The organism is Rugosimonospora acidiphila (assembly GCF_039543385.1).
Classification (GTDB): domain Bacteria; phylum Actinomycetota; class Actinomycetes; order Mycobacteriales; family Micromonosporaceae; genus Rugosimonospora; species Rugosimonospora acidiphila.
The window spans coordinates 33,671-59,999 of record NZ_BAABJQ010000038.1 but is presented as its reverse complement, the minus strand read 5'-3'; the positions used below and the strand labels follow the sequence as shown (position 1 = coordinate 59,999).

General features: G+C 67.5%; 22 protein-coding genes and 1 pseudogene. 12 read left to right on the top strand and 11 right to left on the bottom strand.

What is annotated here, in order from left to right; genetic code table 11:
- Positions 1–119 precede the first annotated feature (119 nt).
- Genes ABEA87_RS37790 through ABEA87_RS37780 form a run of 3 tightly spaced genes read left to right on the top strand, consistent with a single transcriptional unit; the run spans position 120 to position 2,690 of the window.
- Complete coding sequence (locus ABEA87_RS37790; RefSeq protein WP_345638069.1) at positions 120–920, top strand: alpha/beta fold hydrolase; 801 nt, start codon at positions 120–122, stop codon at positions 918–920.
- 28 nt (positions 921–948) lie between these two features.
- Positions 949–2,166 carry an MFS transporter gene (locus ABEA87_RS37785; protein WP_345638068.1) on the top strand — a complete coding sequence of 406 codons (1,218 nt, stop codon included), beginning with the start codon at positions 949–951 and terminating at the stop codon, positions 2,164–2,166.
- A complete protein-coding gene (locus ABEA87_RS37780) occupies positions 2,166–2,690 on the top strand; it encodes a monooxygenase family protein (protein WP_345638067.1) in 525 nt (174 codons plus the stop codon). Before ABEA87_RS37785 ends, ABEA87_RS37780 begins: the two co-directional genes overlap by 1 nt.
- A gap of 735 nt (positions 2,691–3,425) precedes the next feature.
- Here the strand turns inward: ABEA87_RS37780 and ABEA87_RS37775 are convergent.
- The gene (locus tag ABEA87_RS37775) at positions 3,426–4,025 is read right to left on the bottom strand and encodes an LURP-one-related/scramblase family protein (protein WP_345638065.1); all 600 of its coding nucleotides are present in this window, start codon (positions 4,023–4,025) and stop codon (positions 3,426–3,428) included.
- Positions 4,026–4,341: 316 nt separating this feature from the next.
- Here ABEA87_RS37775 and ABEA87_RS37770 point away from each other — a divergent pair.
- A pseudogene (locus tag ABEA87_RS37770) lies at positions 4,342–4,500 on the top strand (hypothetical protein); the annotation flags it as partial.
- Between the two features lie 207 nt (positions 4,501–4,707).
- Here ABEA87_RS37770 and ABEA87_RS37765 read toward each other — a convergent pair.
- Positions 4,708–5,214: a MarR family winged helix-turn-helix transcriptional regulator gene (locus ABEA87_RS37765; RefSeq protein ID WP_345638063.1), complete on the bottom strand. Its 507-nt coding sequence runs from the start codon at positions 5,212–5,214 to the stop codon at positions 4,708–4,710.
- A gap of 68 nt (positions 5,215–5,282) precedes the next feature.
- On the opposite strand from ABEA87_RS37765, the gene ABEA87_RS37760 reads away from it, so the two are divergent.
- The 4 genes from ABEA87_RS37760 to ABEA87_RS37745 are packed head-to-tail and all read left to right on the top strand — an operon-like array spanning position 5,283 to position 7,640.
- The gene (locus tag ABEA87_RS37760) at positions 5,283–6,074 is read left to right on the top strand and encodes an SDR family NAD(P)-dependent oxidoreductase (RefSeq protein ID WP_345638062.1); all 792 of its coding nucleotides are present in this window, start codon (positions 5,283–5,285) and stop codon (positions 6,072–6,074) included.
- Positions 6,071–6,772 carry a DUF4386 domain-containing protein gene (locus ABEA87_RS37755; RefSeq protein ID WP_345638061.1) on the top strand — a complete coding sequence of 234 codons (702 nt, stop codon included), beginning with the start codon at positions 6,071–6,073 and terminating at the stop codon, positions 6,770–6,772. The genes ABEA87_RS37760 and ABEA87_RS37755 overlap by 4 nt, the downstream gene beginning before the upstream one ends.
- Complete coding sequence (locus tag ABEA87_RS37750; protein ID WP_345638060.1) at positions 6,769–7,005, top strand: hypothetical protein; 237 nt, start codon at positions 6,769–6,771, stop codon at positions 7,003–7,005. The genes ABEA87_RS37755 and ABEA87_RS37750 overlap by 4 nt, the downstream gene beginning before the upstream one ends.
- A complete protein-coding gene (locus ABEA87_RS37745) occupies positions 7,002–7,640 on the top strand; it encodes an NAD(P)-dependent oxidoreductase (RefSeq protein WP_345638059.1) in 639 nt (212 codons plus the stop codon). The genes ABEA87_RS37750 and ABEA87_RS37745 overlap by 4 nt, the downstream gene beginning before the upstream one ends.
- A gap of 222 nt (positions 7,641–7,862) precedes the next feature.
- Here ABEA87_RS37745 and ABEA87_RS37740 read toward each other — a convergent pair whose 3' ends face one another.
- Both ABEA87_RS37740 and ABEA87_RS37735 read right to left on the bottom strand, forming a co-directional pair.
- Positions 7,863–10,277, bottom strand: a complete 2,415-nt coding sequence (locus ABEA87_RS37740) for an ABC transporter permease (protein ID WP_345638092.1) — start codon at positions 10,275–10,277, stop codon at positions 7,863–7,865.
- Positions 10,277–11,011, bottom strand: a complete 735-nt coding sequence (locus ABEA87_RS37735; RefSeq protein WP_345638058.1) for an ABC transporter ATP-binding protein — start codon at positions 11,009–11,011, stop codon at positions 10,277–10,279. Before ABEA87_RS37735 ends, ABEA87_RS37740 begins: the two co-directional genes overlap by 1 nt.
- A gap of 131 nt (positions 11,012–11,142) precedes the next feature.
- Between ABEA87_RS37735 and ABEA87_RS37730 the strand changes: the two genes are divergently transcribed.
- The 3 genes from ABEA87_RS37730 (at position 11,143) to ABEA87_RS37720 (ending at position 14,338) form a co-directional block, all read left to right on the top strand.
- Positions 11,143–12,414, top strand: coding sequence for a sensor histidine kinase (locus ABEA87_RS37730; protein WP_345638057.1), 1,272 nt, complete (start codon positions 11,143–11,145; stop codon positions 12,412–12,414).
- A gap of 2 nt (positions 12,415–12,416) precedes the next feature.
- Positions 12,417–13,073, top strand: a complete 657-nt coding sequence (locus ABEA87_RS37725) for a response regulator transcription factor (protein ID WP_345638090.1) — start codon at positions 12,417–12,419, stop codon at positions 13,071–13,073.
- 167 nt (positions 13,074–13,240) lie between these two features.
- Complete coding sequence (locus tag ABEA87_RS37720; RefSeq protein WP_345638056.1) at positions 13,241–14,338, top strand: integrase core domain-containing protein; 1,098 nt, start codon at positions 13,241–13,243, stop codon at positions 14,336–14,338.
- A 686-nt stretch (positions 14,339–15,024) separates the two neighbouring features.
- On the opposite strand, the gene ABEA87_RS37715 is transcribed toward ABEA87_RS37720, so the two are convergent.
- The 5 genes from ABEA87_RS37715 to ABEA87_RS37695 form a co-directional block, all read right to left on the bottom strand.
- On the bottom strand, positions 15,025–15,636 hold the full coding sequence (locus ABEA87_RS37715; protein ID WP_345638055.1) for a GNAT family N-acetyltransferase: 612 nt from the start codon (positions 15,634–15,636) through the stop codon (positions 15,025–15,027).
- On the bottom strand, positions 15,629–17,758 hold the full coding sequence (locus ABEA87_RS37710) for an ATP-binding protein (RefSeq protein ID WP_345638053.1): 2,130 nt from the start codon (positions 17,756–17,758) through the stop codon (positions 15,629–15,631). The genes ABEA87_RS37715 and ABEA87_RS37710 overlap by 8 nt, the downstream gene beginning before the upstream one ends.
- Before the next feature lie 34 nt (positions 17,759–17,792).
- Positions 17,793–18,353: a DUF6879 family protein gene (locus ABEA87_RS37705; RefSeq protein ID WP_345638052.1), complete on the bottom strand. Its 561-nt coding sequence runs from the start codon at positions 18,351–18,353 to the stop codon at positions 17,793–17,795.
- A gap of 7 nt (positions 18,354–18,360) precedes the next feature.
- Complete coding sequence (locus tag ABEA87_RS37700; RefSeq protein ID WP_345638051.1) at positions 18,361–18,600, bottom strand: hypothetical protein; 240 nt, start codon at positions 18,598–18,600, stop codon at positions 18,361–18,363.
- A gap of 107 nt (positions 18,601–18,707) precedes the next feature.
- Complete coding sequence (locus ABEA87_RS37695) at positions 18,708–19,136, bottom strand: hypothetical protein (protein WP_345638049.1); 429 nt, start codon at positions 19,134–19,136, stop codon at positions 18,708–18,710.
- Positions 19,137–19,351: 215 nt separating this feature from the next.
- On the opposite strand from ABEA87_RS37695, the gene ABEA87_RS37690 reads away from it, so the two are divergent.
- Positions 19,352–22,456, top strand: coding sequence for an N-6 DNA methylase (locus ABEA87_RS37690; protein WP_345638048.1), 3,105 nt, complete (start codon positions 19,352–19,354; stop codon positions 22,454–22,456).
- A gap of 102 nt (positions 22,457–22,558) precedes the next feature.
- Here the strand turns inward: ABEA87_RS37690 and ABEA87_RS37685 are convergent, their stop codons facing one another.
- Both ABEA87_RS37685 and ABEA87_RS37680 read right to left on the bottom strand, forming a co-directional pair.
- On the bottom strand, positions 22,559–24,661 hold the full coding sequence (locus ABEA87_RS37685; RefSeq protein WP_345638047.1) for a GmrSD restriction endonuclease domain-containing protein: 2,103 nt from the start codon (positions 24,659–24,661) through the stop codon (positions 22,559–22,561).
- A 103-nt stretch (positions 24,662–24,764) separates the two neighbouring features.
- Complete coding sequence (locus ABEA87_RS37680; protein WP_345638046.1) at positions 24,765–26,327, bottom strand: protein kinase domain-containing protein; 1,563 nt, start codon at positions 26,325–26,327, stop codon at positions 24,765–24,767.
- Between the last annotated feature and the right edge of the window lie 2 nt (positions 26,328–26,329).

Here is a 26,329-nt window from a genome sequence, read left to right as displayed (position 1 = left end):
ATCGGGCGGCGGTGCCGCGGCTCGCATGCTTCATGCCGGCAAGCTAGGGCGGCGCACTTGACCGCAAATGAATCTTCCGTTCAGTCACCGTCAAGTGCCGGTCCCTACGTTTCCCAGCCATGACAACGACTCGTCGCACCGTACTCGCCGGAACCGCCGCTGTGGCGGCCGGCGCCTTCCTGGCCACCGCCTCCACAACCTCCGCAACCGCCTCGTCCGCCCGCAAACCCAAGCCGACCGTGGTCCTCGTCCACGGCGCCTTCGCCGATGCCTCCGGCTGGAACGCGGTGGCCACCCGGCTCCTCCGCGAGGGGTACCCGGTGATCGCGCCGGCGAACCCGCTGCGCAGCGTGTCGGCCGACTCGGCCTACCTGGCCAGCGTCCTGGCCACCATCAGCGGGCCGGTGGTGCTCGCCGCGCACTCCTACGGCGGCATGGTCATCACCAACGCGGCGACCGGCAACGCCAACGTCAAGGCCCTGGTCTACGTGGCCGCGTTCGCCCCGGACGTCAACGACACGCTGCTGGGCCTGCAGACGAAGTACCCGGGCAGCAGGCTCAACGAGACGGCGCTGGACTTCCGCCCCTACGGTGAGGGGCTCGTCGACGGCTACATCAAGAAGGACGCCTTTCACGACGTGTTCGCCGGTGACGTGCCGCGGGCCACCACCGACCTGATGTGGGCCGGCCAGCGGCCCGCCGACGCCCGCACCCTCGGCGAGCCGTCCAGCGCCCCGGCATGGCGGACGATCCCCTCCTGGTACCTGGTAGCCCGCAACGACCAGGTCCTACCGGCCGCGGCGCAGCGGTTCATGGCGCAGCGCGCCGGGTCCCAGGTCCGCGAAGTCAGCGCATCACACGTCGCGATGATCTCCCAACCGGCCGCGGCGGCCGACATCATCGCGCGCGCCGCGTGCTGAGCCGTCCCTCCGACTGACAAGGACGACCGTGCATCACCGTGCCCTTGAAGGACAGTGCGTCGCCGAAGAGGTCCGGCACACCGTCGCCACCTCGCCGATCCGCAACCCGGCGCTCGCGCTGCTCGCCCTGGCGCTGGGCACGTTCGCGATCGGGACCGGCGAGTTCGGCAGTAACGGCATCATCCAGCTGTTCGCGACAGACCTCGGCGTGCCCGTCCCGGTCGCCACCCACGCGGTTACCGCATACGCGCTCGGGGTGGTCGTCGGTTCGCCGGCGATCACCCTGTTCGCCGCCCGGGTCAACCGGCGCACCCTGCTGCTCGGCCTGGTCGCGTTGTTCCTGACCGGCAACGGGTTGTCCGCGGTGGCCCCGGACGTCACGCTGCTGGTCGTGTTCCGGTTCCTTGCCGGCAGCGTCCAGGGTGCGTTCTTCGGCGCCGGGGCCGTCGTCGCCGCGTACGTGTACGGCCCCGGCCGGGGTGGCAAGGCGTTCGCCACCGTGATGAGCGGACTGACCGTCGCCACCGTCGTCGGGTCGCCGCTGGGCACCTTCGTCGGCCAGCACGCCGGCTGGCGCGCCATGTACTGGACGGTGGTCGCTCTCGGCCTGCTGGCCGGCCTCGCCCTCGTGGCCTGGCTGCCGCGGACCCGGGATTTGCACGGCAGCTCCATCACCGAAGAGCTCGGGGCGCTGCGCCGGGGCAGCGTCTGGCTGATGGTCGCCGTCGCCGCGCTCGGCATCTCCAGCATCTTCGCCGTGTACACGTTCATCGGCCCGTTCATCACCGACGCCGCGCGCCGCGATGCCTCCCTCATCCCGGTCGCGCTGGCCGTCTTCGGCCTCGGCATGGCGGCCGGCAACCAGCTCGGCGGCCGCCTGGCCGACCGGTACGAGCACCGAGGCCTCATCGGCGGCTACGGCGGTGTGCTGGTGTTCCTGGCCCTGATCGGCGTCGCCGGTGACGACCTGTTGCTCCTGATGCCCTGCCTGTTCGGCGTCGGTGCCACCATGATGGCCGCGATCCCCACCATTCAGGTCCGGCTGACGAGGCTGGCGCCGGACGCCCCGACGCTCATGGGGGCGCTCAACCTCGCCGCCCTCAACCTCGCCAACGCCTTCGGCGCGATCGGTGGTGCCCTCACCATCGACGCGGGCTGGGGACCCCTGTCCACCGTCTGGGCGGGCTTCATCCTCACCACCGGCGGCCTGGCCCTGTACACCGCAGCCTTCTCAAGGAGACCCTAATGCCCACTCGCGTCAACCGGCAGACCGTCGATCTGTCGCCCTACCCCGACCTCGTGGTCGTGTACCTCGGCATGCGCGTCAACCGGCTCTACGGCCTGCGGACGCTGATGGGCTACGGCCCCCAGATCGGCCAGTCCGCCAGCGAGACACCTGAGGGCCTGCTGCACCACGAGTCGCTGCTCTGGTCGCTGTTCCCCATGCACGTCGGCATCCGCCAATACTGGCGGGATCTTCCCTCCCTGCTGTCGTGGGCACGGTCCGAACCGCACCGGCGCTGGTGGCGCAACTTCCTGCGCGACAGCGGCGGCACCGGCTTCTGGCACGAGACCTACCTGCTGCGCGGCGGGATGGAGGCGGTCTATGACGACATCCCCAAGCAGCGGGGCTTCGCCGCCTTCGCCCCCGTACAGCCGGCCCGCGGCCCCATGTTCGGCTCGGCCGCGCGAGTCGGGCGCCCCGAGGACATCGTCGCCCCCGTCGTCACCGAGGAGGAGCTCTACACTCCCGGCGCCGGCCAGCGCTGAGGACGCACCATGTCAGCGCACGCGTTCCGGAGCCCGGACGTCTGGCGACTCCCGATCATCATGATCGTACTGCTCAGTGGGCACTGCCGGCGTGCTACCTCAGCGGCATCACCGAACCGCCGGCGAACCTGCGCGGGCTGCCCGTGGCGCTGGTGGTCGAGCCGCAGCCGGCCGGCGCTTCCGGCACCTCTGCACTCGACGGTGCCGCCGACGCGATCGCCACCGCCGTCCGGGCCGGAACGGACGCCGACCGGATCCGGATCATCAACATGACTTCCGAGCAGATGTCCGAGGCGTTCCGCGACGACGACATCTACGGCGCCGTCGTCATCCCCGCCGTCAAAATGGGTCATCTCCCAAAAACTCGCCCACCCGCCGCTGGTCAGCGAGGAACAGCGACCACAGTGCCTGGACCATCGAGAGCGAGACGGCCAGCGTCACCCTCACACCAACGGCAAGCTACCTACCCGGCCTAGCGAAGAAAATCCCGCCCAGCGGGGCAGGGATCGGGGCGGGCTGGGCCGGTTTGGATGGGTGGTGGCCCGGCCGGGCGGCCGACCTCGGCTGCGAAGCCATTCGCTGCATCAAACGCCACATCGCCCGCGAGGCCTACCAGCTCATCCAACAACTCAACCCCGCAGACCACACCCTACGAACCGCTTGACAAACACAGGGGCATCGGAGCCTGCTGGACTGTTTCAGCGATGCGGGCCGGTAAACGTCGTGGACTCGAGGTCAACCGCCTTGGCGGTCGCGTTCCTCGCGCTGCTCGCGTTCTTCCTCCGCCCGGGACTGGGCGAGGTCCAACGCCAGGACTGCGGCCAGGACCAGCAGATGATCTTCGCCCTCGACGACGTTCACCGCGTACGTGTCGCGGATACTTAACCAGCGCTTCGACACCGTCGCGACCTCTCGACCGTCGCGCTCCACGGCGTACTCGTGATCCAGGAGATCCCCCCGCATCTCGAAGTCGGACGGGCCGGGTATGTCGATGGTGTACTTGTCGCGGAACGGCGTGAACAGGTTCTTGCGCACCTCGGCGGCCTTGTCGCCACCGATTTCGATGGCGTACGTGCGGCGCAGCGCCACCAACTGGCGATACACGGATGCCACCTCGCGCCCGGACGGATCCTCGATGACGAGCCGGTCGCGGACGCTCAGCACTTTGCCGTCGACGTGGTAGACGAGCCGGCCGGAATCGTCGGTGATGTCGAAGTCGTCGCCCAGATCGAAAATCCGCTCACGAATGAGATACATGGGGCCTATTCTGCCCCGGTTGCACCAGCCCTGCTGGAGACCGGCCGGCGCGCCCGCACCGGTCAGAGCCGCGACCATTTCGTCAGGGTCGAGCAGGCGGCAACCGGCGTCGTAGCCTCGATGGAGGGCAGCTGCGGTCAGAGCTGCGCCCGATCGAGCGTGCGTTGGTCGCCGACGGGCCTGTGGTGCCTCGGTGAAGGGCCAGCTCCGGTAAGGACTGCGACTCGCATCAGCGGCGGACGGTCTTGACGATCTGGCCGAGCGCGGCGCGGCCTTCGGGTGCGCTGTCACTGCCGAAACGCTCCACTGTGAACCGCACGGCGGCGGTGATGCCTCGGCTCGCCAACCATTGATCGGCGGCTGGGTCATCGGGCCTGCCGTCTTCTGGGCGTAGTCCGGCTACGGCCTCGCGATAGAGGACCTCAAGGCGCTGCGGCAGTGGGGCTCGCTCACTCCGGGTCACCCGGGGCACGGGAACACCGCGGGAGCGGAGACCACCACCGGTCCGCTCGGCCAGGGCCTGGGCAACGCGGTCGGGATGGCCATGGCCGCGTGTAGTCGAGCGAGTTGAACTCCAACTACATGATCGTCCTGCGTCACGAACTCCAGTCCGCGCCGTGGGCGATGTCGGTCAAAGGCAGGCTCGTCCTCGTGGTCGTGGGGATACCGGCGCGTTGTTTGGCCCGTGTCCGGTCCTGAGATCGACCAATCCGCCAGCAGGCATTACCCGCTCTTCTGCTGGTCTGGCTGTTTGTTGTGGTCACCGCGGCCGTTGCTGGTATCCGGGGTGGACGCCGGGCGTGAGACCTTGCTGTGCGGCGATGGCTTCGAGTAGCGCGGCGAGCCGCGCACGCTGGGTGTCGTCGAGCGCGGCGCAGATGTCGTCCTCGTGCGCGGAGCCGATCCCGCGCATCTCAGTCATCACGTGTGTGCCTTCAGTGGTGAGGTGCAGTGCGTAGTTTCGGCGGTCCTGTGGGTTTCGCCGTCGTTCGATGAGCCCTTTGCGTTCCAGGTTGTCGACCAGTGCGACGACTCGGCTCGGCACGACTCCCAGCTCCTCGGCCAGGGACTGCTGACTGCGCCCCGGCTGTGTGGCGATCATGCGCAGGAGTCCGGCATCGGCGGGAATCACCCCGAGTTCGCTGATCCGTTCGGCGAACCGCGCCGCGGCGTGCGCACCCACCTGCGCGAGGAGGAACGCCGTTGTCCTGGGTCGGTGACGAGGTGTCGATCCGTCGTCGTGGCCGGCCTGCTGTTGTGCGGTCATGCGGTAATGGTAGCGGTAGAGAATAGTTCTGTGCTATGAATAGTTCACATAGGAGAACGGAGGCAGCTATGGAGGTGTTCAGCGAAGCCGGTGGTCACCCGCCGCGCTATCCGGGCCTGGCCGGCAAGGTCGCGCTGGTGACCGGCGGCTCACGAGGAATCGGAGCGGCGACCTGCCGCGCCTTGGCGGCAAACGGCGTCAAGGTCGCGGTGAACGGCCGTGACCAGGCGGCGATCGATGCAGTCGTCACAGAGATCGCCGCGGAGGGTGGTACGGCGGTGGCGGCACCCGGTGATGTTGCAGATGAGGCCGCGGTGCGGAGCATGCGCGACACGGTCGAGCACGCGCTGGGGCCAGTGGAGATCCTCGCGACGTTCGCCGGTGGCCAGGGCACCCCTGTGCCCACCACCCAGCTCGGACTTGATCAGTGGCGCTCGGTCATCGAGTCCGACCTGACGTCGGTGTATCTCACGGTGGCCACGTTCCTGCCCGCCTTGATCGAGCGAGGTGGCGGATCGATCATCACCATGTCCTCTACAGCAGGCCGCCAACCGAGCGGCGCCAACGCCGCATACGCCGCAGCGAAGGCGGGCGTGGTGATGTTCACGAAGCACCTGGCGAACGAGGTCGGCAGGCATGGCATCCGCGTCAACTGCCTGGCCCCCTCCGCGGTGCTCAACGACCGCATGCGGCGGTTCATGTCCGCGGAGCAACTCGACGAGATGGCCGGAGCATTCCCGCTAGGCCGCATCGGGCAGCCTGATGATGTCGCCCAGGCCGTGCTGTATCTCGCCTCGAACGCATCGTCCTGGGTCACCGGGGTCACCCTCGACCTGACCGGCGGGCGGGTGATCGTGTGACAACCTCTGAGCGCACCCCGCGACAGGCCGATGGTGGGCCCCCGCTGGGGATTCTCGCCGTGGTGTTCACGACGCTGTTCGTCGGCGGGATCGCCATCAGCACGGCCATGGCGGGCGGCGACACCTTCCCGTCACCGTTCGGCTCCTCGCCCGAGATTCTGGCATATTTCCACGGCCACCAGGACGCCGTACGGGTAAGCGCGTTCCTGCAGTTCGCCGCCTCGGTCCCGATGGCGATCTATGCCGCCACCGTCTCAGCCCGGCTGCGTAATCTCGGCATCCGGGTGCCCGGGGCCACCATCGCCCTGGTCGGCGGCGTGCTGGCTGCGGCCATGCTGGGCCTGTCCGGCCTGTTCAGCTGGGTGCTGTCACGTCCGGAGGTGCTCGACGAGCCGGCCCTTGTCCGGGCGCTGCAGGACCTCGCCTTCGCTACCGGCGGCACCGGGCACGTCGTCTTCCTGGGCCTGCTCGTCGCGGGTGTCGCCGTGCCAGGCCTGCTGGCCGGACTGCTGCCGCGCCTACTGGCGCTTATCGGCCTGGTCATCGCCGCCGTCGCCGAACTGTCCCACCTCACCCTCCTGGTCTCAGACACGGCCATCCTGCTGCCCATAGCCCGGTTCACCGCGCTGGCCTGGCTCATCGCCACCGGTTTCCTTCTGCCGCGCACCCGAGCCAACAAGACCACGACCAACACATGATCCACTGGCCACAACCCGCGAACGGTCCAGGTCGGGAAAAGCGAGACAATCGTGACATCGACGCCATCGGGCAGATCCTGAACACGCAACCCGATCCCACGCTCGACGCCCGACCCGTCATCGGCCGGCAGGCCGCTGGGCAATTGCACCTCGACGACGGACTGCATCTCTCCCTCGCCGGTCAGCAAGCCCTGGCCGTCGCCCTGGTCGACACATTCACGGATCAATCATGAAGCTACTCATCTTCGGCCCTACCGGCGGCACCGGCGCCCAACTCCTGACTCAGGCACTCGGCGCTGGCCACAACGTCACCGTCGTCGCCCGCAACCCTGACAGGATCACAATCAGCGACCACGCCCGGCCGACCGTCATCACCGCAGACGTACTGCGGCCCCAGACGTGGGAAGCCGCCGTCGGCGGTCATGACGCCGTCCTGTCATGCCTGGGCAGCCGGGATCGCAAACATCCCACCACCGTTTACTCCCAAGGCACGACCAACATCATCGACGCCATGCGCCACACCGGGGCGCGACGCCTTGTGTGCCTGTCCTCGGCCGGCCTCGAAATCCCTCCCGAGGCTCCGCTACCCCAGCGGCTCGTCACCAGACTTCTTGTCCAGCGTCTCTACCGTTACGGCTACGCAGACATGACCGCCATGGAACGCGTCGTCACGGCCAGCGGCATCGACTGGACAATCATCCGCCCACCGATGCTCACCGACGGGCGGCTCACCGGGCGCTACCGGGCTGCGGCGAACCAGCACCTGTCAAACCCGAAGACCATCTCACGAGCAGACCTCGCCCACTACATGCTCACTCACATCGAGGACCACGAAACCTGGCAGAAGACAGTCGAAGTTTCATCGTGAACCGGCCGACCAAGACCAGCTGATGCCAGCGACGCTGGAAGCTGTTGCTTGAGAAATGCTCGAGATCTCTGGATCGGGTCGGGAAGGGCGAGATGGTGCGTGCACAGCCGGCACCGGAACTGGGCCAGCGTGGTGCTCGCCGACCCGCACGCCCCCGCCCCGGCGGCCTGTGCAGGTCGGCTCGCACGAGGTTCTGCCCGTACGCGCCTGGAGCAGGACGCGTCAGCCGGTACGCGGGTGTTCGCGTCCGAGTACATGCACCGTCGCGGACACCAGCGTCGTCAGCACGGTGACCACCGCACACACGAGCGTCACCTCCAGCGTCGGCCGCCAGGCCAGAACGATCTCCGGGCGGGCACCGGACAGGCGCACCAGCGCACTGCCGAGTCCGGCCAGCGTGAGGGCCTGCGCGGCGGCGGCCATAATGAACCCGACCGCCACAACGGCGAGCGACTCGGCGCCGGCGATGCGCAGCAGCTGGCCCGAGGTGGCTCCGGCGAGCCGCAGCATGCGCAGGCTGCCGCGACGTTCCTGGGCCGCCATCAGCATCGTGCCCGCGAGGGAGAGCAGGCTGTACAGCAGTGCGATGCCGAGCACCACGCGGAGGCCGGATCGAGTGACGGCGTTGCTGTGCGTACGAAGCGATCGCGCCCAATCCGCGGTCGACTCGACGGCCACGCCCGAGGCGGCGGTCGCGCGGTGGAGTGCGTCCGACACCGTGGCCGGGTCGGCACGCGGGCTCGGATTGACCAGCACCTGGCTCGCGAGCGTTCCGGACGGCGCCCACTGCCGCGCCACATAGGCGCCGTTGCCGTTGGCGCCCGTCCGGATGACGGCGGCCACGCGCAGCGACACGGTGCTGCCGTCGGTGCGCCACAACGTCACGGGGTCGCCCACCTTACGGCCCCAGTCCTGGTCGACGACGATGTCGTTCGGCTCCAGGCCCGTCACCGAGCCGGCGACGATCGGCAGATGCGTCACCTGAGCCAGCGCGTCGAAGTCGACGGCTTGCAGATCACGTCGGATCAGCGAGCCGCCGTCCTCGACGTGGAACGCGACCATCGGCGCCGACGCGCAGGCGACCAGACCGGGGACTGCGCGAAGGCGGTCGACCTCTGCCATGCCGATGCCCGGCGTCCCGTCCGGTACAACAATGTAGTGACTGATCACCTGGGCCTGGGACTCGGCCGCGCGTGTCTGGTCGATGGTGTCCGTGGTGCTCAGAAGGCACGCCGCGAGTCCCACCGTGAGGAGGACCGGCGCGGCGGCCGCCGCGGTTTGCGCGCTGGCGGCACGCGCCGACTGGTTCACCAGGAGGCCGACCGCGCGCCGCGATCGGTCCACCACCCGGCCGAATGCCCGGGTGATCGGGGCGATGATGGCCGGCGCCAGCAGCGCGAGCGCGACTACCAGCAGCATCGTCATGGGCACGTAGTGTTTGCGATTGAGGGCATCGTTCGGCGAGGACAGGGGCGGCAGCACCAGCATGGCCAGCGCTCCACCGCCGACCGCGATGGCACCGAGCCACCGCGGCACGGTCATCGGCCGGGCCTCCAGCCCCGACTCACGCAGCGCTTCCGTGGGCCGCACGCGCGCCGCGCGTCGGGCGGCTGCCCACGCACCGAGAATCGCGGTCGCGATCCCGACGACGATGGCGATCACGGAGGGCACGACGGAGGCGGGCGCCGCGAACCAGGACGGCGCGAAGCCCTGGCGGACAAGCCATTGCGCCATGGGTGGCGACAGGGCGCGACCGAGCAGGTTGCCCAGGACGGCGGACCCCACGCCCAGCACCGCCGCCTCGGCCAGTACCTGTCGCGATATCTGGCGTGACGTCGCCCCGATCATTCGCAGCAGCGCCAGTTCGCGCCGCCGCCGGGCGACGCCGTACGCGAACGTCGAGGCGACCACGAACAGCGAGACGAAGATCGCGACGCCTCCGGCCGTGCCGACCAGCGAGTTGGCCGCGACCAGCGCCTCGGTGTCGCGCCCGAGATCGGGGTCGAGTGAGCGCCGCGCCGACCCGGCCCGCACGGACGCCGTACCCGCGACCGCCGCACGCACCGCCGCGACGGGTGCCATCGAGATCACCGCGTCGACGCGGGGGCACAGCACCGCCGCCTCGTGATCGCTGAAGAACAGGGCGTGTTCGAAGGAAGCCGCCGACGCGATGCCCACCACCCGGAACGATCGGGCGTCACCCGCGGTGAACACACGTACCTGGTCGCCGACGTGTCCATCGCCGGTGGGGACGACGATCTCGTCGTCGCTGGCGGGGGCTCTCCCGGCCAGCAGTCGGTACGGCCCCGCCGCCGCCGCCGACCACGGGCGGCCGATCTGGTCCGAGGGGCCGTCGACGATCTGGGCGTAGAAGATCCGGTCGACCGTTTCCGTACCGAGTGCGGCCAGTTCGGTCACCACCGCAGCGGGCAGCCCGGCGTCCGTCGCGGGCGGCTTGTTCAGCGGGCTGACCACCACCGGCGCGTGCGCGTAGCGCTGCGGCGCGCGGTGCGGCGGCGAGAAGGTGCCAGCCAGCACATCGCCCGTCGCGGTCACCAGGGCGACGCCCAGGACCAGGGCCAGCATCGCGCTCGCATAGGTGGCCCACCTGACCCGGAACGACTGGCGTACAAGCATCAGCACGCCGCCGCCTCCAGCCGCGTCATGTGATCCAGGACCGAGCCGGACGTCGGGTCCACCAGTTCTTCGATCGGCCGACCGTCGGCGAAGAACACCACCCGGTCGGCTCGTGCGGCAGCGATCGGGTCATGGGTCACCATGATGATGGTCTGGCCCCGCGTGTCGACCAGGGCGCGCAGCATGCTGAGCACGTCCCGGCTGGTCTGGCTGTCCAGGGCGCCGGTCGGCTCGTCGGCGAAGAGCACGGAGGGCCGGTTCACCACGGCTCTCGCGATCGCGACGCGCTGCTGCTGGCCGCCGGACAGCTCGGTCGGATAGCGGTGCTCCCGCCCGGCCAACCCGACCTCCCGCAGCGCCGAGCGAATGTCCGTCCGAGACACGCGCCGGCCGGCCAGACGGGCCGGCAGACCGACGTTCTGTTCGGCGGTCAGCGATGGCAGCAGGTTGAACGACTGGAACACGAACCCGACGTGAGCACGCCGTAGCAGGGTGCGCCGCCGCTCGTTCAGCCTGGTCAGCTCAGTCCCGGCGATCCAGATCATCCCCGAGTCCGGCCGTTCCAGCCCCGCCGCGCACTGGAGCAGCGTGGATTTGCCGGACCCGGACGGTCCCATGATCGCCGTGAAGGCGCCCGCCGCGAAGCCGATGCTCACATCGGCCAGCGCCGTCACCGCACCGGTGCCGGCGCCGTAGGTGCGGCACACTGAGCGCAGCCGTACTATCTCGTCCATGTGTCAAGCACACCGGCCGCGCCGCCCGAGCGCATCACGCCTGGATCGACTCTGTTGGTAGAAGTTCTTCTACCGCTGTCCTAGCGCTGGGTGCATTCCGGTCGCCGTTGCCCGCACCGTAGCGTCGAACCATGCGCGCGACAACGGTCCGGCAGGCCCTGACCCAACCACGGCTGCTCGCGTCGAGCTGGCCCTGGCGAGCCTGCGCCTACCTCGTCAGCGGTGTGCCGATCGGCGCGTTGACCCTGCTTGGCCTGCTCACGCTCGTCGGGATCGGTCTGGCGTCCGCCGTCATCGTCATCGGGATTGTGCTGCTGGGCGCCGTGGGACTCGCCGGGCTGCCGGTGGCCGCCGTGGAACGCTGGCGGATCCGGCTCATCGACCAGCGGGGCATCGCCGATCCACACCGTCCCCCGAGCGGCGTCGGCCTACGCGCCTGGCTCGCCCGGCGCTACGGCGAGGCCGCGACGTGGCGTGAACTCGCGTACGCCCTGCTCCTGGCGACCGTATTGTGGCCGCTCGACCTGATCGTCACCGGTGTCGCCGTGGTGGTCCCGGGCGCGTTGCTGGCCACGCCGATGCTCCTGGAACTCGCCGCGGACCATCAGGTCAAGGTGTTGAAGACGGTGGACATCACCTCGTCGGCGCGGGCGTGGATGGCCGTCCCGCTCGGCGTGCTCGCGCTCGCCGCCGGCCTCTACGTGGCGACCGCGTACGGTGCGGTGCGCGCGTCGCTCGTGCACGTGTTCCTGGAATCCCGCGACGAGACACTCGCGCGCAGGCTGACCGCGGTGACCGAGTCGCGGATGCGGCTGGTGGGCGCGTTCGACGCGGAGCGCCGCCGGATCGAACGGGACCTGCACGACGGCGCGCAGCAGCGGCTGGTCGCGCTGGGCATGACGATCGGGCTGGCCCGGGTGGCCGAGCCGGAGGAGCTGCCCGACCTGCTCGACCAGGCGCACACGCAGGCCCAGTCGGCTCTCGAGGAACTGCGGGACCTGATCCGGGGCGTCCATCCGCAGATCCTCACCGATCGTGGCCTGCCGGCGGCGATCGCCGATGTGGCCGATCGCTCGCCCGTACCCGTCGCGCTCGACGCGGATCTACCGGACCGGCTGCCGGTGTCGGTCGAGACGACCGCATACTTCCTCATCTGTGAGGCGTTGACCAACGTGTCGAAACACAGCCATGCCCGGCAGGTGTCGGTCTGCCTGCGGATGAAAGGTGAGGTGCTGGTGCTGGACATCGACGACGACGGCGTGGGCGGCGCTGACCCGGCGCGGGGTACGGGCCTGACCGGCCTCGCCGACCGAATCAGCGTGGCCGGTGGCAGTCTCAACCTGAGCAGCCCGATGGGCGGCCCGACTCAGCTTCGAGTGGAGTTACCGTGCGAAACGATCTAGGCCTGCGCGTGGTGCTCGCCGAGGACGGCGTGCTCATCCGCGAAGGCATTGCCGGCCTGCTCACCAGGTTCGGCCATGACGTCGTCGCGGCGGTCGGCGACGCGCCCGGCCTGATGTCCGCGGTCTCCGCGTACGAGCCGGATCTGGTCGTGACCGACGTACGTATGCCACCCGGCTTCAGCGACGAGGGGCTGCGCGCGGCGCTGGCGCTGCGTGCCGACCGCCCGAAGCTGCCCTTGCTGGTGCTGAGCCAGTACATCGAGTTGACGTACGCCGGCGAGCTGCTCGACTCGCCCGGTGACACCGGTATCGGATACCTGCTCAAGGACCGCATCACCGATGTCACCGAATTCATCGAGGCGGCGGCGCGGGTGGCTGCGGGCGACACCATCATCGACCCGCGGGTGATCCGGCAGATGCTGCGTCGCCGTCGCCATCCCCTGGACCGCCTCACCGAACGCGAACGTGAGGTCCTGGCATTCATGGCCGAGGGGCGATCGAACCAGGCCATCGCGTCGGCGTTGAACGTCACCGAAGCTGCCGTAGGCAAGCACATCACCAACATCTTCACCAAGCTGGATCTGCCGCCCGCCGATGCCGACAACCGGCGCGTGCTGGCCGTGCTCACCTACCTGAGGCGCGCCGACGACCCGACTTGATCCCGATCGATCTCCCACCGGACGCGCAGCCGCCGGCGCCCTGTGCCTGCCGAAAATCCCATCCGTGCTGGTCAGACGGTGTACACGGTTCTGGCGTGGGACGAGCGCGTTCGCAGGTGGCCGCGCCAGCCGGCGGGCGGGCGGGCGTTACCGGGCACGATGGGGAGGTGCTGCTTCCTCTGGCCTATCTCACCGTCACCAACACCTTCGCCGTGATGCGGATGCTGCCGATGAGCGATCGTGACAAGGACGTCGAGATCCTCACCCTCCGCCATCAGTTGGCCGTGCTACAGCGCCACCTCGGCCCACAGATAGTGACCTTCACGCCCGCGGACCGGGCGTTCCTCGCCGCGCTGCTGCATCCCCTGCCCCGCGGGATGTTGCGCCGGCTGCGCCTGATCGTCCGGCCGGACACGGTCCTACGCTGGCACCGCAACCTCATGAAACAACGGCACGCGAACATGTCGAAACCGAAACGGCCCGGACGGCCACCGACGGTGCGCTCCATCCGTGTCCTGGTCCTGCGCCTGGTCCGCGAGAACCCGTCCTGGGGATACCGGCGCATCCACGGCGAACTCGCCACCCTCGCCATCACAGTCGCCGCCTCCACCGTCTGGGAAATCCTGAAAACCGAAGGCATCGATCCCGCACCACACCGACCCACCAGCACCTGGGCCGACTTCCTCCGCGGCCAGGCCCACGCACTGCTGGCCGTCGACTTCATCGAGACGATCACCCTGACCGGACAACGCCAGTACATCCTCGCCGCCATCGAACACGCCACCCGACGCGTGCGTGTCCTCGGAACAACCGCGCACCCGACCGCGGCGTGGGTCACCCAGGCGGCGAGGAACCTGGTGATGGACCTGGACGAGGCTGCCGTCAAGGTCAGGTATCTGATCCGTGATCGGGATGCGAAGTTCCCCGCCTTGTTCGACCGGATTCTCACCGACTCCGGGATCGACATCGTCCTCACCGGCGTCCGTATGCCACGGATGAACTCGATCATGGAGCGGTGGGTACGCACGTGTCGCCGCGAACTCCTCGACCGCACACTGATCTGGAACGAAACCCATCTGCGCCGGTGCCTGCATGAGTTCGAGATCCATTACAACGAGCACCGTCCCCACCAGGCGATGCGTCAGGCCGCTCCGCTCCGCACTCTCCCCACACCCATAACCGATCCGGACCTTCTCGCCCGCCTGGAGGTCCGCCGCAACGACCGGCTCGGCGGCATCATCCACGAATACCAACATGCTGCCTGAACTGCCTGGACGTAATTTTCGGCAGGCACAGGGTGCCGCGCCCGCCCGGCCGGGCCGGACTCGCCATGACGGCCGGCGACGACCCTGGGAATGATCGGGGGGACGAGCGAGGTGCTCACCACGACCACCCCCTAGCCCAGCCGGCGGTCGCCGACGGCACTGACAGAGAGTGAGAAGAGTGTTCAAAGGTGTTTGAACACGGACACGGGAAACTGCGCATAGAAACCCACGTGTGGTGTCCGAGGGGGGAGCTGAACCCCCACGCTCGGGAATTCCCCCGGTTTCGGGGGTCATACCCCGACTATAGCTGGAACCCGTGCTCGTGCACAGCCTCCCGGGACGCTGGCAGATGTCCTATGTGGACTCGTGACGCTCCCTTACCGCTGCCACCGTCATTGCCGAACTAAAACGCGCGGACGCATCGCGGTCACCCGCGGGTACTACACAGCGACAACAGCCGGGAACTGGCCTGCGCGAGGATGGCCAACGCAGCTGAGCGTCGGGTCGGACTGCGGTTCAGCCCACCCTGCCAGCATTGTCTCCGGAGGAACCCTGGTATGCACACGGCAATGGGGGCGAACGCCGGAACTCACGCTGGCTGCTCGCATCAAGGGCAAGTACCCGAATCCCCTGCTCCAGAGGGAATCTGGCGAAGCAACATGTCGACGGGAACCGTGTCTCGCGGCTCAAGGACCGACCCGACGATCCTCGTGGCTCAGCAGGTAGATATCCCAGTACGCGGGTCTCATGCCCTCAAGCGGCCCCTTCCGCCCCAGGGACCGCCAGCCAAGATGCTGATAGACGGCTTGAGTGTCCGTCGCGGTGGGTTGCACAGACAGGATCGTCCGCTGCTCGCTCCGGCTCCGGAGCAGCACCTCAAGGAGACGGCGTCCAAACCCTTTCCCGCGGTGACCGCTGTGAACGGCGAAGTCAATCAGCGCGAAGGTCCGCGCTTCCCATTCCCGAGTCAAGTCGTCCGGCAGCGGTTCGGGAAAACCCGTCCACCATCCGTGGTCTACGGGCAGGCGCACGCCGTAGGCGAACCCGACCAGTTCGTCGCCGCGCATGGCGACGGCCAGCCCGAAGGTCGGATCGGTACGCAGCGCGGCGAGTTCCTGCCCGTGCTCCTGCGAGTCGTTCGCGGTCCAGATGAACGGTGGTTGCGAAAAGACAGCGTCGTACAGCTCGCAGATCTGGCCATGCAGAGCGTCCGCGAGTCCTCGCCCGCCGAGCCGGACGTCGTACCCACTCGCCACCGACTCGTCTGGATCAAAAGTCGAAGCGCCGCACTCATCCATGGGACTCGTCCAGAGGATCGAGGCGCGCTCTGACCATGTCGGCGTGGGGATCAGCGAGTTCGTCGAGGATGAGCAGCGCGTCCTGCCAGCAGCGTTGAGCGCGGACGGTGTCGCCGAGAGCATGCAGGCTGTCGCCGAGCGCGGCGAGGGTTGTCCCTTCGCAGCGGCGGTCTCCGAAGGCACGGAACAAGCGCAGCGCCCGTTCATGCTGGTCGCGGGCCTCGGTGAACTGTCCGGCTTGCTGGTAGGCCAGCCCCAGCGGATGACACGCCCAGGCGATGCTCCACTGGTCATCGAGTTGCTCCAATATTGCCACTGCCTGCTGGTGGTGGGCGATGGCGTCGGTGGTGCGGCTGAGAGCTCGGTAGCAGTTGCCGAGGCTGAGTAGGGACATTCCCTCTCCGCGGGTGATGCGGTGGACGCGGAAGACGTTGAGTGCCTGCGTGTAGTGCTCCAGTGCGTCGTCGATCTGGCCGAGTTCTTCGTGGATCAGGCCGCAGCCACGCAGACAGAAGCCTTCCACCCAGGGAGCGTCGGCAGCGCGGCTTGCCTCGACGCCACGCCGATAGCAGTCGAGAGCCTGTTCGCGCTGATCCGTCCGCCAGTAGGCGTCGCCGAGGCAGCGGAGGTTGGACGCTTCGCCGTACCGGTCGCCGATGGCCCGAGCGGCCCGCAGGCCGATGACGTGGATGTCGCGCCAATCCGACCAGTACGACTTCAGTTCCCAGAAGCCGTCGCTGACCACCGGAAGCTGCCAGGCCACGTCATACTCGCCAAGTTGTTCGGCTTGGCGAATCGTGTCGAGCAGGTTGAGTCGCTCCTGCTCGAACCAGCGCATTGCCTCGTCAACCGTCGTTGGCGGCACAAGCTGCACCCCGGCCTTGACCTGCGCCAGAGGAACGGCCTGAGAGTAGGGCAGGATGACCTTGCGCCCCTCCTCCGCCATGTTCAGGTACCAGGAGTGCAACCGGCGGCGGACGAGGCTCAGCTGTTCCGGTGTCTCGTCGGCGTTGGCACGCTCGGCCGCGTAGACGCGCAGCAGATCGTGCAGGACGTATCGGTCACGTGCCGGGTTCTGGAGCAGGTGCGCGGCGGTCAACACGTCGAGCAGACCCCGGGTCCGCGCGATGGTCATTCCGGCCAGGGAGGCGGCCGCGGCGGTGCTGATGTCCGCGCCAGCATGTGCGCCGAGGAGGCGAAAGAACCTCGCGGTGTCGTGCGCAAGGGCGCGATAGGACCAGGAGAACACCGCCCGTACGTCGGACAGTTCGTCCTCGTCGATTCGGAGCGCGTCGAGCTGGCTGTCGGCGCGGGCCAGATCGTCGACGAAGTCTGCCAGCGACGTGTGGGGCGAGTTGGCGATCCGTTCGGCGATAATACGCAGGGCGAGCGGAAGGTACGAGCAGCGTCGGGCGAGTTCCGCCGCGGCCTGCGGTTCGGCGTCGACTCGGCCGGGGCCGATGGTGTCGCGGAGCAGGCCGAGGGATTCCTCGGCTGACAGGACGTCCAGGGTCATGCGGGATGCTCCCTCGCGGGCGACGAGTCCGGACAGCCTACTGCGGCTGGTGACGATCGCCATGCAGGTCGACGCCGCCGGCAGCAGCGGCCGGACCTGACCTTCCGAGGCGGCGTTGTCGACCACAACGAGGATTCGCTTACCCTCCAGCATCGAGCGGTACAGCGCCGCCCGCGCGTCGGCCTCGGCCGGGATCCGCTGCGCGGGAACGTGCAAGGCGCGCAGAAACGCGTCGAGCACCTGCTCGACACCCAGTGGCGTACCCGGACCGTAGCCGCGCATGTCGACATACAGGTCGCCATCGGTAAACCAACGGCGGACGCGGTGAGCCCAGTGCACAGCGAGTGCGGTCTTGCCCACCCCTGGGGCGCCCGCGATCGTGGTGACCACCGCGTGACCCGCCGACGGCACCTCGTCGGGCAGCGGTAGAGAAGCATCGAGGTCAGCCAGGGTGCGTTCCCTGTTGACGAACCCTGCCGCGTCGCGGGGCAATTGCCGGGGCGGTGGCAGCGGCGGCTCGGAACGGCCCTGCACGGTGATCCCGCCGTGGATCGTCCCCGCCTGCACGATCGCGTTCGCGTCCCCGGATGACTCGTTGCGTGCCAAGGGTTCGATGCTTGCCCTCCAGGTCGCATCAGGCCTATGGATTAGCGGCGAGCTGAGGTCCGGTGGCGTACTGCCGATAAGGGACGGAGAGGTGCACGGCCATGTCCCGCCACCGATTCGCCTCCACCACCTTGGCCGGCTCGGTGATCAGCTTTCCGGACACGAACGCGCCAGCCTCGTCGTAGTACATCGCCACCAGGTCGCAGGAGTCGAACAACCAGTAGTCGTAGTGCGGCAACCCCTCCGGCCAGTCCCTGCCGGCCACGGGTACCAGTCGGACATCCTCGCCCGCCTCGACTGTGTGCTCGTACGCCCAGCCGCACTCGAACCTCACGTAGTCCGACAGCGGATCCACCACGACGTGAACCCGGTGCATGCGCTTACCGGCCGCTACCGCTTCCCGGACGGTCTCGCACCACGCCCCGATACCCGGGAACTCCCCTCGGGGCTCGCCGGCCAGGAAGCGAGAGAACTCAGCCTGCTCGTAGGACACGTCGTAGCGCTGCAGGGTCTCCAACCGGTATGCCGTGTACCGGAAATCCCGGAACAGCCGATTGAACTCTTCGTCGTCGAGGGAGGTGAAGGAGCGGGTCAACCGTCGATCACCGCTGCCCCGCCGCGCGGTACTGCTCGATCGCGCCGAGGACCACGACCGGGTCGATCCGCACGGCACCCTCACCCGGCAGCACGTTCTCCAGCTCGGCGAAAGTGTCGCCGTCCACCAACTGCCCCTGCACAACCAACTCGCCGTTGTCCCCGAGGTAAACCGTCGGGCACCCGTTCCCGCCCGAACTCTGATCCTTGTAGAGCCTGGTCAGCTTCACGACGGCCCTCGCTTTCATCGACATATCCGACTGCCTGCGGTGAACAGGCTACTACGCAGCGTATAAGCTGGACAATCGAGTTGTAGCGGTGTCCTGGGACAGCAGGAGCGATTCGCGGGGCGGCATCAGCCGCTCAGCGATCGCCCCCCGGGCGCTTGGCGGCCAGGGGCACCTATCGCGATCCCTCCGTGAACGTCGCGGGCCTGCACCACACTCCCACTGACGTCGCCGACCACGCGATTGGTCACCTCGGCCCGGGCACCGTTCAGATAGGGCCCCAGCCCGCGCCAGATCTCGCGCAACTCAGCCTCGAAGTCGGGGTCCTCAGCGATCACCCGGGCCAACTCCGCACGCAGAGTGGCGACCCGTGCCGCATCGCCAGGGCTGACCTCAGCCGTGCCCAGCGCTTCCCGTGCCGATGCCTTGGACTGGAACCGTCGGCGAATCAGCCGCACCAACGTCGCGAACGTCGCCTTGCCGCCCTCGGCCAGTCCCTCGACAGCCTTGGTCGACACCGCAACCGCGATCGCGCTCAACACCTGCTCATCGATCACGACGACTCCCCGCCGTTCGTGTCGCTGGAACACAACGCCGTACACATGGGCCAAAACTAATTTTTTGACGGCAGCGCTAGGCGACGCCACGTCTCGTAAGGCCGCGACGTTTCATTGTCGACGATCCCACCCAACGTGACTACCCTTCGCGTCTGTCTAACTTCCGATAGTAGTCAGAACTATCGTCGAGTTACCTACAGCGATGAGATCGTCACATGAGAGGCATCGATGGCGGCGACGCCGAAGGTGCTCGACACCGGCGTGGTTCCCCTACAGCGCGGGCACGTCCGCTGGACGGCTTTCCCGAGTCGCTGCGACCGCTACTGACTGCCATCGTCAGCCGAGATCGTCCTCGCAGCGAGGCCACACTCCAATCCGACATCCGCCAACTCCTGCTCGCTGGCGACTTCGGTCTTCTCGAACACGACCTCGACGTCCACCTAGAGGCGCCAGCGGGTGGTGGCCATCGGATCGACATCGAACTCGGTCGCACCGTCGTTGAGGTGAAGAAGAACCTGGGTACCCCTCGTGCCGTAAGCGACGCCGTACGACAACTCGCAGGCTACGTGCGATCACGCAATCAGCAGACAGGCCAGCGATACGTCGGCATCCTGACCGATGGCGCCCACTGGCACGCCTATCACCTGCGCGGCGCCACCCTGAACCTCGTCACCAGCCATACCCTCGCCACCCGCGACCCCGACGGCCTCGGATTGTTCTATTGGCTCGAAGGCGTCCTCGCAACCCGGCAGCACATCCCGCCAACCCCCACAGAGATCGGTCAACTCCTCGGAGCATCAAGCACCTCCTACGCACTGGACCGTGCGACGCTCGCGGACCTCTACCACGAGAACGCCGACACCGCGACGGTTCAACTCAAACGCAAACTATGGGCTGATCTACTGAAGAGCGCGCTCGGCACACAATTCGTCGACGACGACAACCTGTTCATCGAACACACCCTGCTCATGAACAGCGCCGACATCATCGCGCACCTCGTCGTCGGACTCGACGTCATGGACATGGAGCCCGCCACGCTGCTCACCGGACAGCGCTTCGAACAAGCAGGAATCCTCGGCGTCGTCGAGCAGGACTTCTTCGACTGGACCATCGAGGTGTCCGGCGGCGCACAGTTCGTACAGTCACTGGCACGCCGAGTCGCCCGCTTCGACTGGTCACACGTCGACCACGACATCCTCAAGGTACTCTACGAATCGATCATCGGCGCCGACACCCGTAAACGCATGGGCGAGTACTACACGCCAGACTGGCTGGCCGAGCACATCGTCGAGACCGCAGTCACCAGACCTCTACAGCAACGAACGCTGGACCCCGCCTGCGGCTCCGGCACATTCCTCTTCCACGCGGTACGTCGATACCTGAACGCCGCCGAGCAGGCTGGCGAAACGCTGGACATCGCCCTGTCGCAGCTTCCCCGGCAGGTCATCGGCGTCGACCTCCACCCCGTAGCCGTGGCCCTCGCCCGGGTGACCTACCTGTTAGCCATCGGCCGTCACCGACTCACCGACCCACGCAGGGGCCCGATCACGATCCCCGTCTACCTCGGCGACAGCATCCAGTGGCGAGAACAACTCGACCTCTTCACGGAAGATCACTTGAAGATCAACGCTGGACACGGCGCCAGCTACCTCGACGATCTCCTACGCTTCCCTCAGCACCTCCTCGATGATCCCGACCACTTCGACCGACTCGTCGCCAACCTCGCCAACCTCGCCGCCAAGCCACGGGACAAGAACACCGTGCCGTCCCTCACGGCGCTCTTCCGCCGCATGGCCATCCCCAGCGACGACCAGCCGATGATCCGTGAGACCTTCGCAGCGATGTGCCGTCTGCACGACGAAAGCCGAAACCATATCTGGAGCTACTACATCCGCAACCTCGCCCGCCCAATCTGGCTCGCGATGCCAGAGAACCGCGTCGATGTTCTGATCGGCAACCCGCCCTGGCTGTCGTACCGCCACATGCCAATCGACATGCAGACAATCTTCAAAAAGCTCTCGCGCGACCGCGGCCTCTGGCACGGCGGGCAGGTCGCCACCCACCAGGACCTCTCCGCGCTCTTCGTCGCTCGCACAATCCAGCTGTACCTCAACGCCGGGGGTTCGTTCGCGTTCGTGCTACCCAACGCCGTCCTCGACCGCGACTACTTCGCAGGCTTCCGCTCCGGATGGTACGACGACGCCGCCGAACCCACCGCCGTCACCTTCACCGAGACCTGGGACCTACGAAAGCTACGGCCACACCTGTTCCTCCGAGGAAGCTGCGTCGTCATGGGCAACCGGATCCCGCTGACTCGACACCGTAAGACGGCGCCGGCCGCGGAAGTCTGGTCAGGACACCTGCCCCAACCAGCGAGATCCTGGAGATCAGTCGCGCAGCACATCAGCCGACACCGCGGCGACCATCACGGCAAAGCCTCTACAACCACCGGGTCACCTTACGGGCCCCGATTCACGCAGGGAGCCACCATCGTGCCGCGGGCCCTCTTCTTCGTGGAAACGGAATCCTCGGGACCACTCGGCTTGGGCGGGGGGCGACGCGCCGTACGATCCGCCCGCAGCAGCTATGAGAAGTTCCCCTGGAAGGATCTGCCCCGTCTCGAAGGAGTAGTAGAAACCGAGTTCATCAGACCCGTGCTCTTGGGCGAAAGTGTTCTCCCCTACCGAGTTCTCGGCGCCCGGGACGCAGTCGTGCCGCTCGTCGGCTCGCAGCTTTTCAGCGCCGAGAGCCCCGAGCTCGACTACTACCCCGGTCTCGCCGATTGGTGGCATCGCGCAGAGTCCGTCTGGAACGAGCACAGAAGCACCACCCGTCTGACGCTGATCGAACAACTCGACTTCCGAGGCAAGCTCACCGCCCAGCTCCCCACACCACCGTTACGCCTCGCCTACGGCAAGTCCGGCATGCACGTCACCGCCGCCATCATCACTGACCCCTACGCAGTCATCGATCACACGCTCTACTGGGCAACGATTACCTCAACCCACGAGGGCCACTACCTGTCAGCTATCCTGAACAGCCCGGTCATCACCGATCTGGTCCGGCCCCTGATGTCGTACGGCAAGGACGAACGCCACATCGACAAGCACCTGTGGAAACTACCCATCCCCCTGTACGACTCCACGAACCCCGATCACCGGTTACTGGCGAACCTTGGCCAACAACAACACGCACTCGTCGCCAAGATGACCCTCGACCAGCAGAACTTCATCACCCTCCGCAGACACGTACGGACCGAGCTTGGCAAGCATCCAACAACAGCAGACGTTGCTCGCCTTGTCGAGGGCCTCGTTCGCTAAATCGCTCGCTGATTCTTCTCGTCCCCGGCACAACTGATCGATGTGGAGTACGACGGAGTCCGGCTATCGGAGCCCCGTCCTGCGTTCCGGCCCAAGCCTCGTTCACGATTCATCAGCGCTCGGCTGCCGCAGTTCGTCGCGCAGGGCAGCCAACGGGCGCAAGCCCTCCTTCGTGTCCGCCAGCCAGTAGAGCCACCCGTTAGTGCTCCCACCGTGGGCGGCGTCGCTGGCCCCCGACGGCGAATCGTAGGCCGTTCCGTCGAACTCGACTCGACCGTCCCCGATCACCGTGGCCTCAACATCGTCAGTTAGGTTGATGAGCAGGGCGCCAGCGGCTAACGATCCGGCATCGAGCAGGTCGGCGACCGACACACCGTAGTGAACCCGGTTGGTTGCTTTCACCGGAGCGGGCTGGCCCGCGACCGGGTACGCCGGCGCGTAGCTGTGATCGGCGAGCTTGGCGAACGCCTCCCGAGCCACCTCAGCCATCAACTTCTGACGCTGCACAAGGAACTCGTCGTAGGTCAGCTTCGTCCAGTTGTCCGGCAGAGCATGCCAACGCATCTGATCCGCCAGTACCGCCGGCGGCAGGTGACGCACGGCCAACTGCTCAGGCCAATACTCGGCCGGCGGCTTGTCGGAAATCGCGACATTCTCTGGCCAGTCGACCAGGGCCATGTTCGCGATCTGGTTGATGCGTGGGGTGGAGTTGACCCCTGACCTACGCAGGTACGCCCGCGGAAAGAGGTGGTGACGCTCGACGCCCTTCCTTGCCGTGATCGCCGGATCCAGCCGGCTGCGCACCTTCACCGTGGACAGCAGCGCATCGGCATCGAGGATGTTCAGCGCAGCAATGTAGGCCAACAGGGCCGGAGACTTCGACGCCGAACTGGCCAACTCGTTGGGCAGCGTGGTCTGCCAGAAGTCCGGCGTCAACGTTCCATCGATGATCCGGGTCAGGACCGTAACGAAGCCGTCCGCGTCGCCCGGCTTCACCTCGGACAGCCGGCTCAGATCGCGCTCCACCTGAGTCTCAAAAGTGCCGGAGTAGCGCGAGGTGGTCTGAGTCATAAAGAACCAGCGCGCGATCACCTCGCGCAACCGGGACACCGATACCCGGTAGTCCACCCGACCAATGAGCCACATGGCGTACCCGAAGATGATCGCGTTCTGGCTGGAGATCATCTTGGCCCCGCGGAAGCCGGCCCGCTCCAGGCACTGCAGGAACTCATGCCAATGCGTCAGGTTCAATACCTGCTGCTGCGCCGCTGCCAGCGCCGCGAACTGCTGGTCACGATGTTCGGGCGATGGCTGGCCCGTGTCCAAGTCTCGTCCACGCAACAGGGTGTACACATGCCTCAGCACAGCCCGGCGGAACCCCAGCGCCACCGTCGCCCGCAACAACTGGGGCGGCTTGGGCTGGATGTACCAGTTGAACGGCGACGCCCCACTCAACGACGGAAGCTTGCAGTCCCGGCAGAAGTCCTCTAGCTCACGCCGCCCCTTTTCCCAAAAGACGGACATCAGGGTAAGAATGAAATCGGCCTGCACCAGCGTAACGCCTTCGCTGTTGACCCGGACGAAGATCTCGGCTACCTGCTCCTCGTCCACCGCCGCCGACAGCTCAACGACCGTGAACGGGTAGTTCTGCAAGTTGAAGAGCCGGTCAATCGCGTCCTCCAACCGCCCCTCCTCAGCGTCGTCGACCTTCCGGCGACTGCCGAGCCGGGCGAGGTACTGCTTGGTCGTGGCACGTCGGCCAGCACCCGACCACAAGGCGCTGATATCGGGAATGAACTCTGGATCCTTCTCAACCGCCGCGTCGCTGACCGCGAACGTGCCATCGGTCGGACGAAACGCGACCCGGATCCGTCCCTCGCTGTAGTCGTCTCGGACCACGACGTTGTTCGTCATCACGGCGAACAGCGAGGTCAAGCGCTGCTGTCCATCGACAATCAGCAGCCGCGGTACAGACTGCTTCGTGTCGACGCCGATCTGCCGCGCTCCCGGCTCCGCCCCGGTCTCCCAGAACAGCAGGTACCCCACCGGGAAGCCCTTGTACATCGAGTCGAACAGGTCACGGACCTTCGTCGCCTGCCACACGAACGGACGTTGGATGTCCGGCAGAGCGATCTCGCCCCGCCGGATCGACTCGACCAAGTGCGAGACTCCATACGTCGTCTCCTTGTACAGCGTGACGGCCATCGGACTCCTCGGCTCACACAACAGGGGTTCGCGATCGTTCTTAGGTTTGACGGTTGGGCCTTGGACTGCCAGCCCGGCTGCACGTGGTTCGCCACGATCCGACTCAAGGACCGCCGGTAATCTCGTTTCGGATCTGGATAATCCGTCGTTCCAGCGCTTTCAAATGTATCGAATCCGAGCCGTACTCCGCAGCGAGGACTGGCCGCAGTCCTTCGAGATACCGCAGCCCCTCGTCGGGTCGACCAACTGCCGGCAGCATCATGCCGAGCTGGTACGTCGCGTCCCGGTACAGCGGGTCGTCCGGCTTCGCGTCGACGAGGAACGCGGTCAGATACTCGATCGCCGAGTCGATGTCCCCGGTCTCCGCGTGGCTGACACCCGCGTAGTAGCGCAGCAGCGCGACGTCCTCTCCCCCGTCCAGCTTCGGCAGCACGGCGTCGAACACGGCCGCGGCGCGGGTGAACTCGTCCGCCATGTACAGCGTCGTGGCCAGCTCGATCCGCATCTCCAGTTGCAGCGCACGATCGTGAGCGGCCCGATCCACGGCATCGTCGAGCACGTCGATGGCCTGCTGAAGCTGCGAGTCCTGGACGAGCTGGGCGACGCGACCGTGGAGGTCCAAAGCCTCGTCGATGGTTAGCGGCGCCAGCGCCGCCCGCGGCGGGCGGGCGGCCGGCACCGCGGCGGGGGGACGCGGCGCGGGTGCGAACGGGCGGAGAAACGGCCTTCGTGGGTCTCGGTCGTCCGACGCGTCGGCGGGACCGGACCGGACAAGCGGAAGCAGCGTGTCGTAGACAGTCTCGGCATCCGGCCGATCGGCGGGCCGCTTCGCCAGCATGGCAACGACCAGGTCGTCGAGCTCGGTCGACACGTCTGAGCGCAGCAGCCGCAGGGACGAAGGCGGCGTGTTGACGTGGTGGTCCTGGTACGAGCGGGCCGTCGTCTCGACGAACGGGACCCGTCCGGTCACCATCTCATACAGGACGCAGCCGAGGGCGTACACGTCACTGGCGGGGCCCACCGGGTTCCCGAGCACCTGCTCGGGCGGCATGTATGGCGGGCTGCCGACGGTCATGCCGATCTGAGTGAGCTTCGGCAGCGCGCTGGCGCCCTGGAGGATCGCCACCCCGAAGTCGAGGACCTTCACCAGCCCGCTCGCGCTGACCATGAGGTTCGACGGCTTAATGTCGCGGTGCACGACGTCCACCCGGTGCACATCGACGAGCGTGGCGGCCACCTGCGCGGCAATCGCCGCCGCCCAGGAGATCGGCCACGGGTCGGCCGGATAGTCGCGGGAGCGGATCAGATCGGCGAGGGGCTGGGCGTACAGCAGCTGCATGACCAGGTAGATGCGGCCGGTCGACTCCTCGATGCCGAAGTCGTACACGGCGGGGATGCCGGGCAGCTCCAGCCGGGCGGTGGTCCGGATCTCGCGCAGGAACCGCTCCCGGTCCAGCGCCGCCGCCTCGGCGAAGGCGCCGCCCTCGGCACTGCCCGCGCGTGCCGCTGGGGTGGCGGCAGGGTGCATCAGCTTGATCGCGACCCGGCGGTCGAGCTGCCGGTCGTACCCGCTCCAGACCTCGCCCATGCCGCCGCGACCGATCGGCGCGTCGACGCGGTAGCGCTCCGCGAAGACCCACTCCTCACTCGGTACCGAGTCGTTCACGC

Excerpts from the sequence above, each read along its gene's own strand:
- ABEA87_RS37790 (WP_345638069.1), top strand. The coding sequence starts at position 120 with ATGACAACGACTCGTCGCACCGTACTCGCCGGAACCGCCGCTGTGGCG.
- ABEA87_RS37780 (WP_345638067.1), top strand. The coding sequence starts at position 2,166 with ATGCCCACTCGCGTCAACCGGCAGACCGTCGATCTGTCGCCCTACCCC.
- ABEA87_RS37775 (WP_345638065.1), bottom strand. The coding sequence starts at position 4,025 with ATGGTCGCGGCTCTGACCGGTGCGGGCGCGCCGGCCGGTCTCCAGCAG.
- ABEA87_RS37765 (WP_345638063.1), bottom strand. The coding sequence starts at position 5,214 with ATGACCGCACAACAGCAGGCCGGCCACGACGACGGATCGACACCTCGT.
- ABEA87_RS37760 (WP_345638062.1), top strand. The coding sequence starts at position 5,283 with ATGGAGGTGTTCAGCGAAGCCGGTGGTCACCCGCCGCGCTATCCGGGC.
- ABEA87_RS37750 (WP_345638060.1), top strand. The coding sequence starts at position 6,769 with ATGATCCACTGGCCACAACCCGCGAACGGTCCAGGTCGGGAAAAGCGA.
- ABEA87_RS37745 (WP_345638059.1), top strand. The coding sequence starts at position 7,002 with ATGAAGCTACTCATCTTCGGCCCTACCGGCGGCACCGGCGCCCAACTC.
- ABEA87_RS37740 (WP_345638092.1), bottom strand. The coding sequence starts at position 10,277 with ATGCTTGTACGCCAGTCGTTCCGGGTCAGGTGGGCCACCTATGCGAGC.
- ABEA87_RS37735 (WP_345638058.1), bottom strand. The coding sequence starts at position 11,011 with ATGGACGAGATAGTACGGCTGCGCTCAGTGTGCCGCACCTACGGCGCC.
- ABEA87_RS37730 (WP_345638057.1), top strand. The coding sequence starts at position 11,143 with ATGCGCGCGACAACGGTCCGGCAGGCCCTGACCCAACCACGGCTGCTC.
- ABEA87_RS37715 (WP_345638055.1), bottom strand. The coding sequence starts at position 15,636 with ATGGATGAGTGCGGCGCTTCGACTTTTGATCCAGACGAGTCGGTGGCG.
- ABEA87_RS37700 (WP_345638051.1), bottom strand. The coding sequence starts at position 18,600 with ATGAAAGCGAGGGCCGTCGTGAAGCTGACCAGGCTCTACAAGGATCAG.
- ABEA87_RS37690 (WP_345638048.1), top strand. The coding sequence starts at position 19,352 with ATGAGAGGCATCGATGGCGGCGACGCCGAAGGTGCTCGACACCGGCGT.
- ABEA87_RS37685 (WP_345638047.1), bottom strand. The coding sequence starts at position 24,661 with ATGGCCGTCACGCTGTACAAGGAGACGACGTATGGAGTCTCGCACTTG.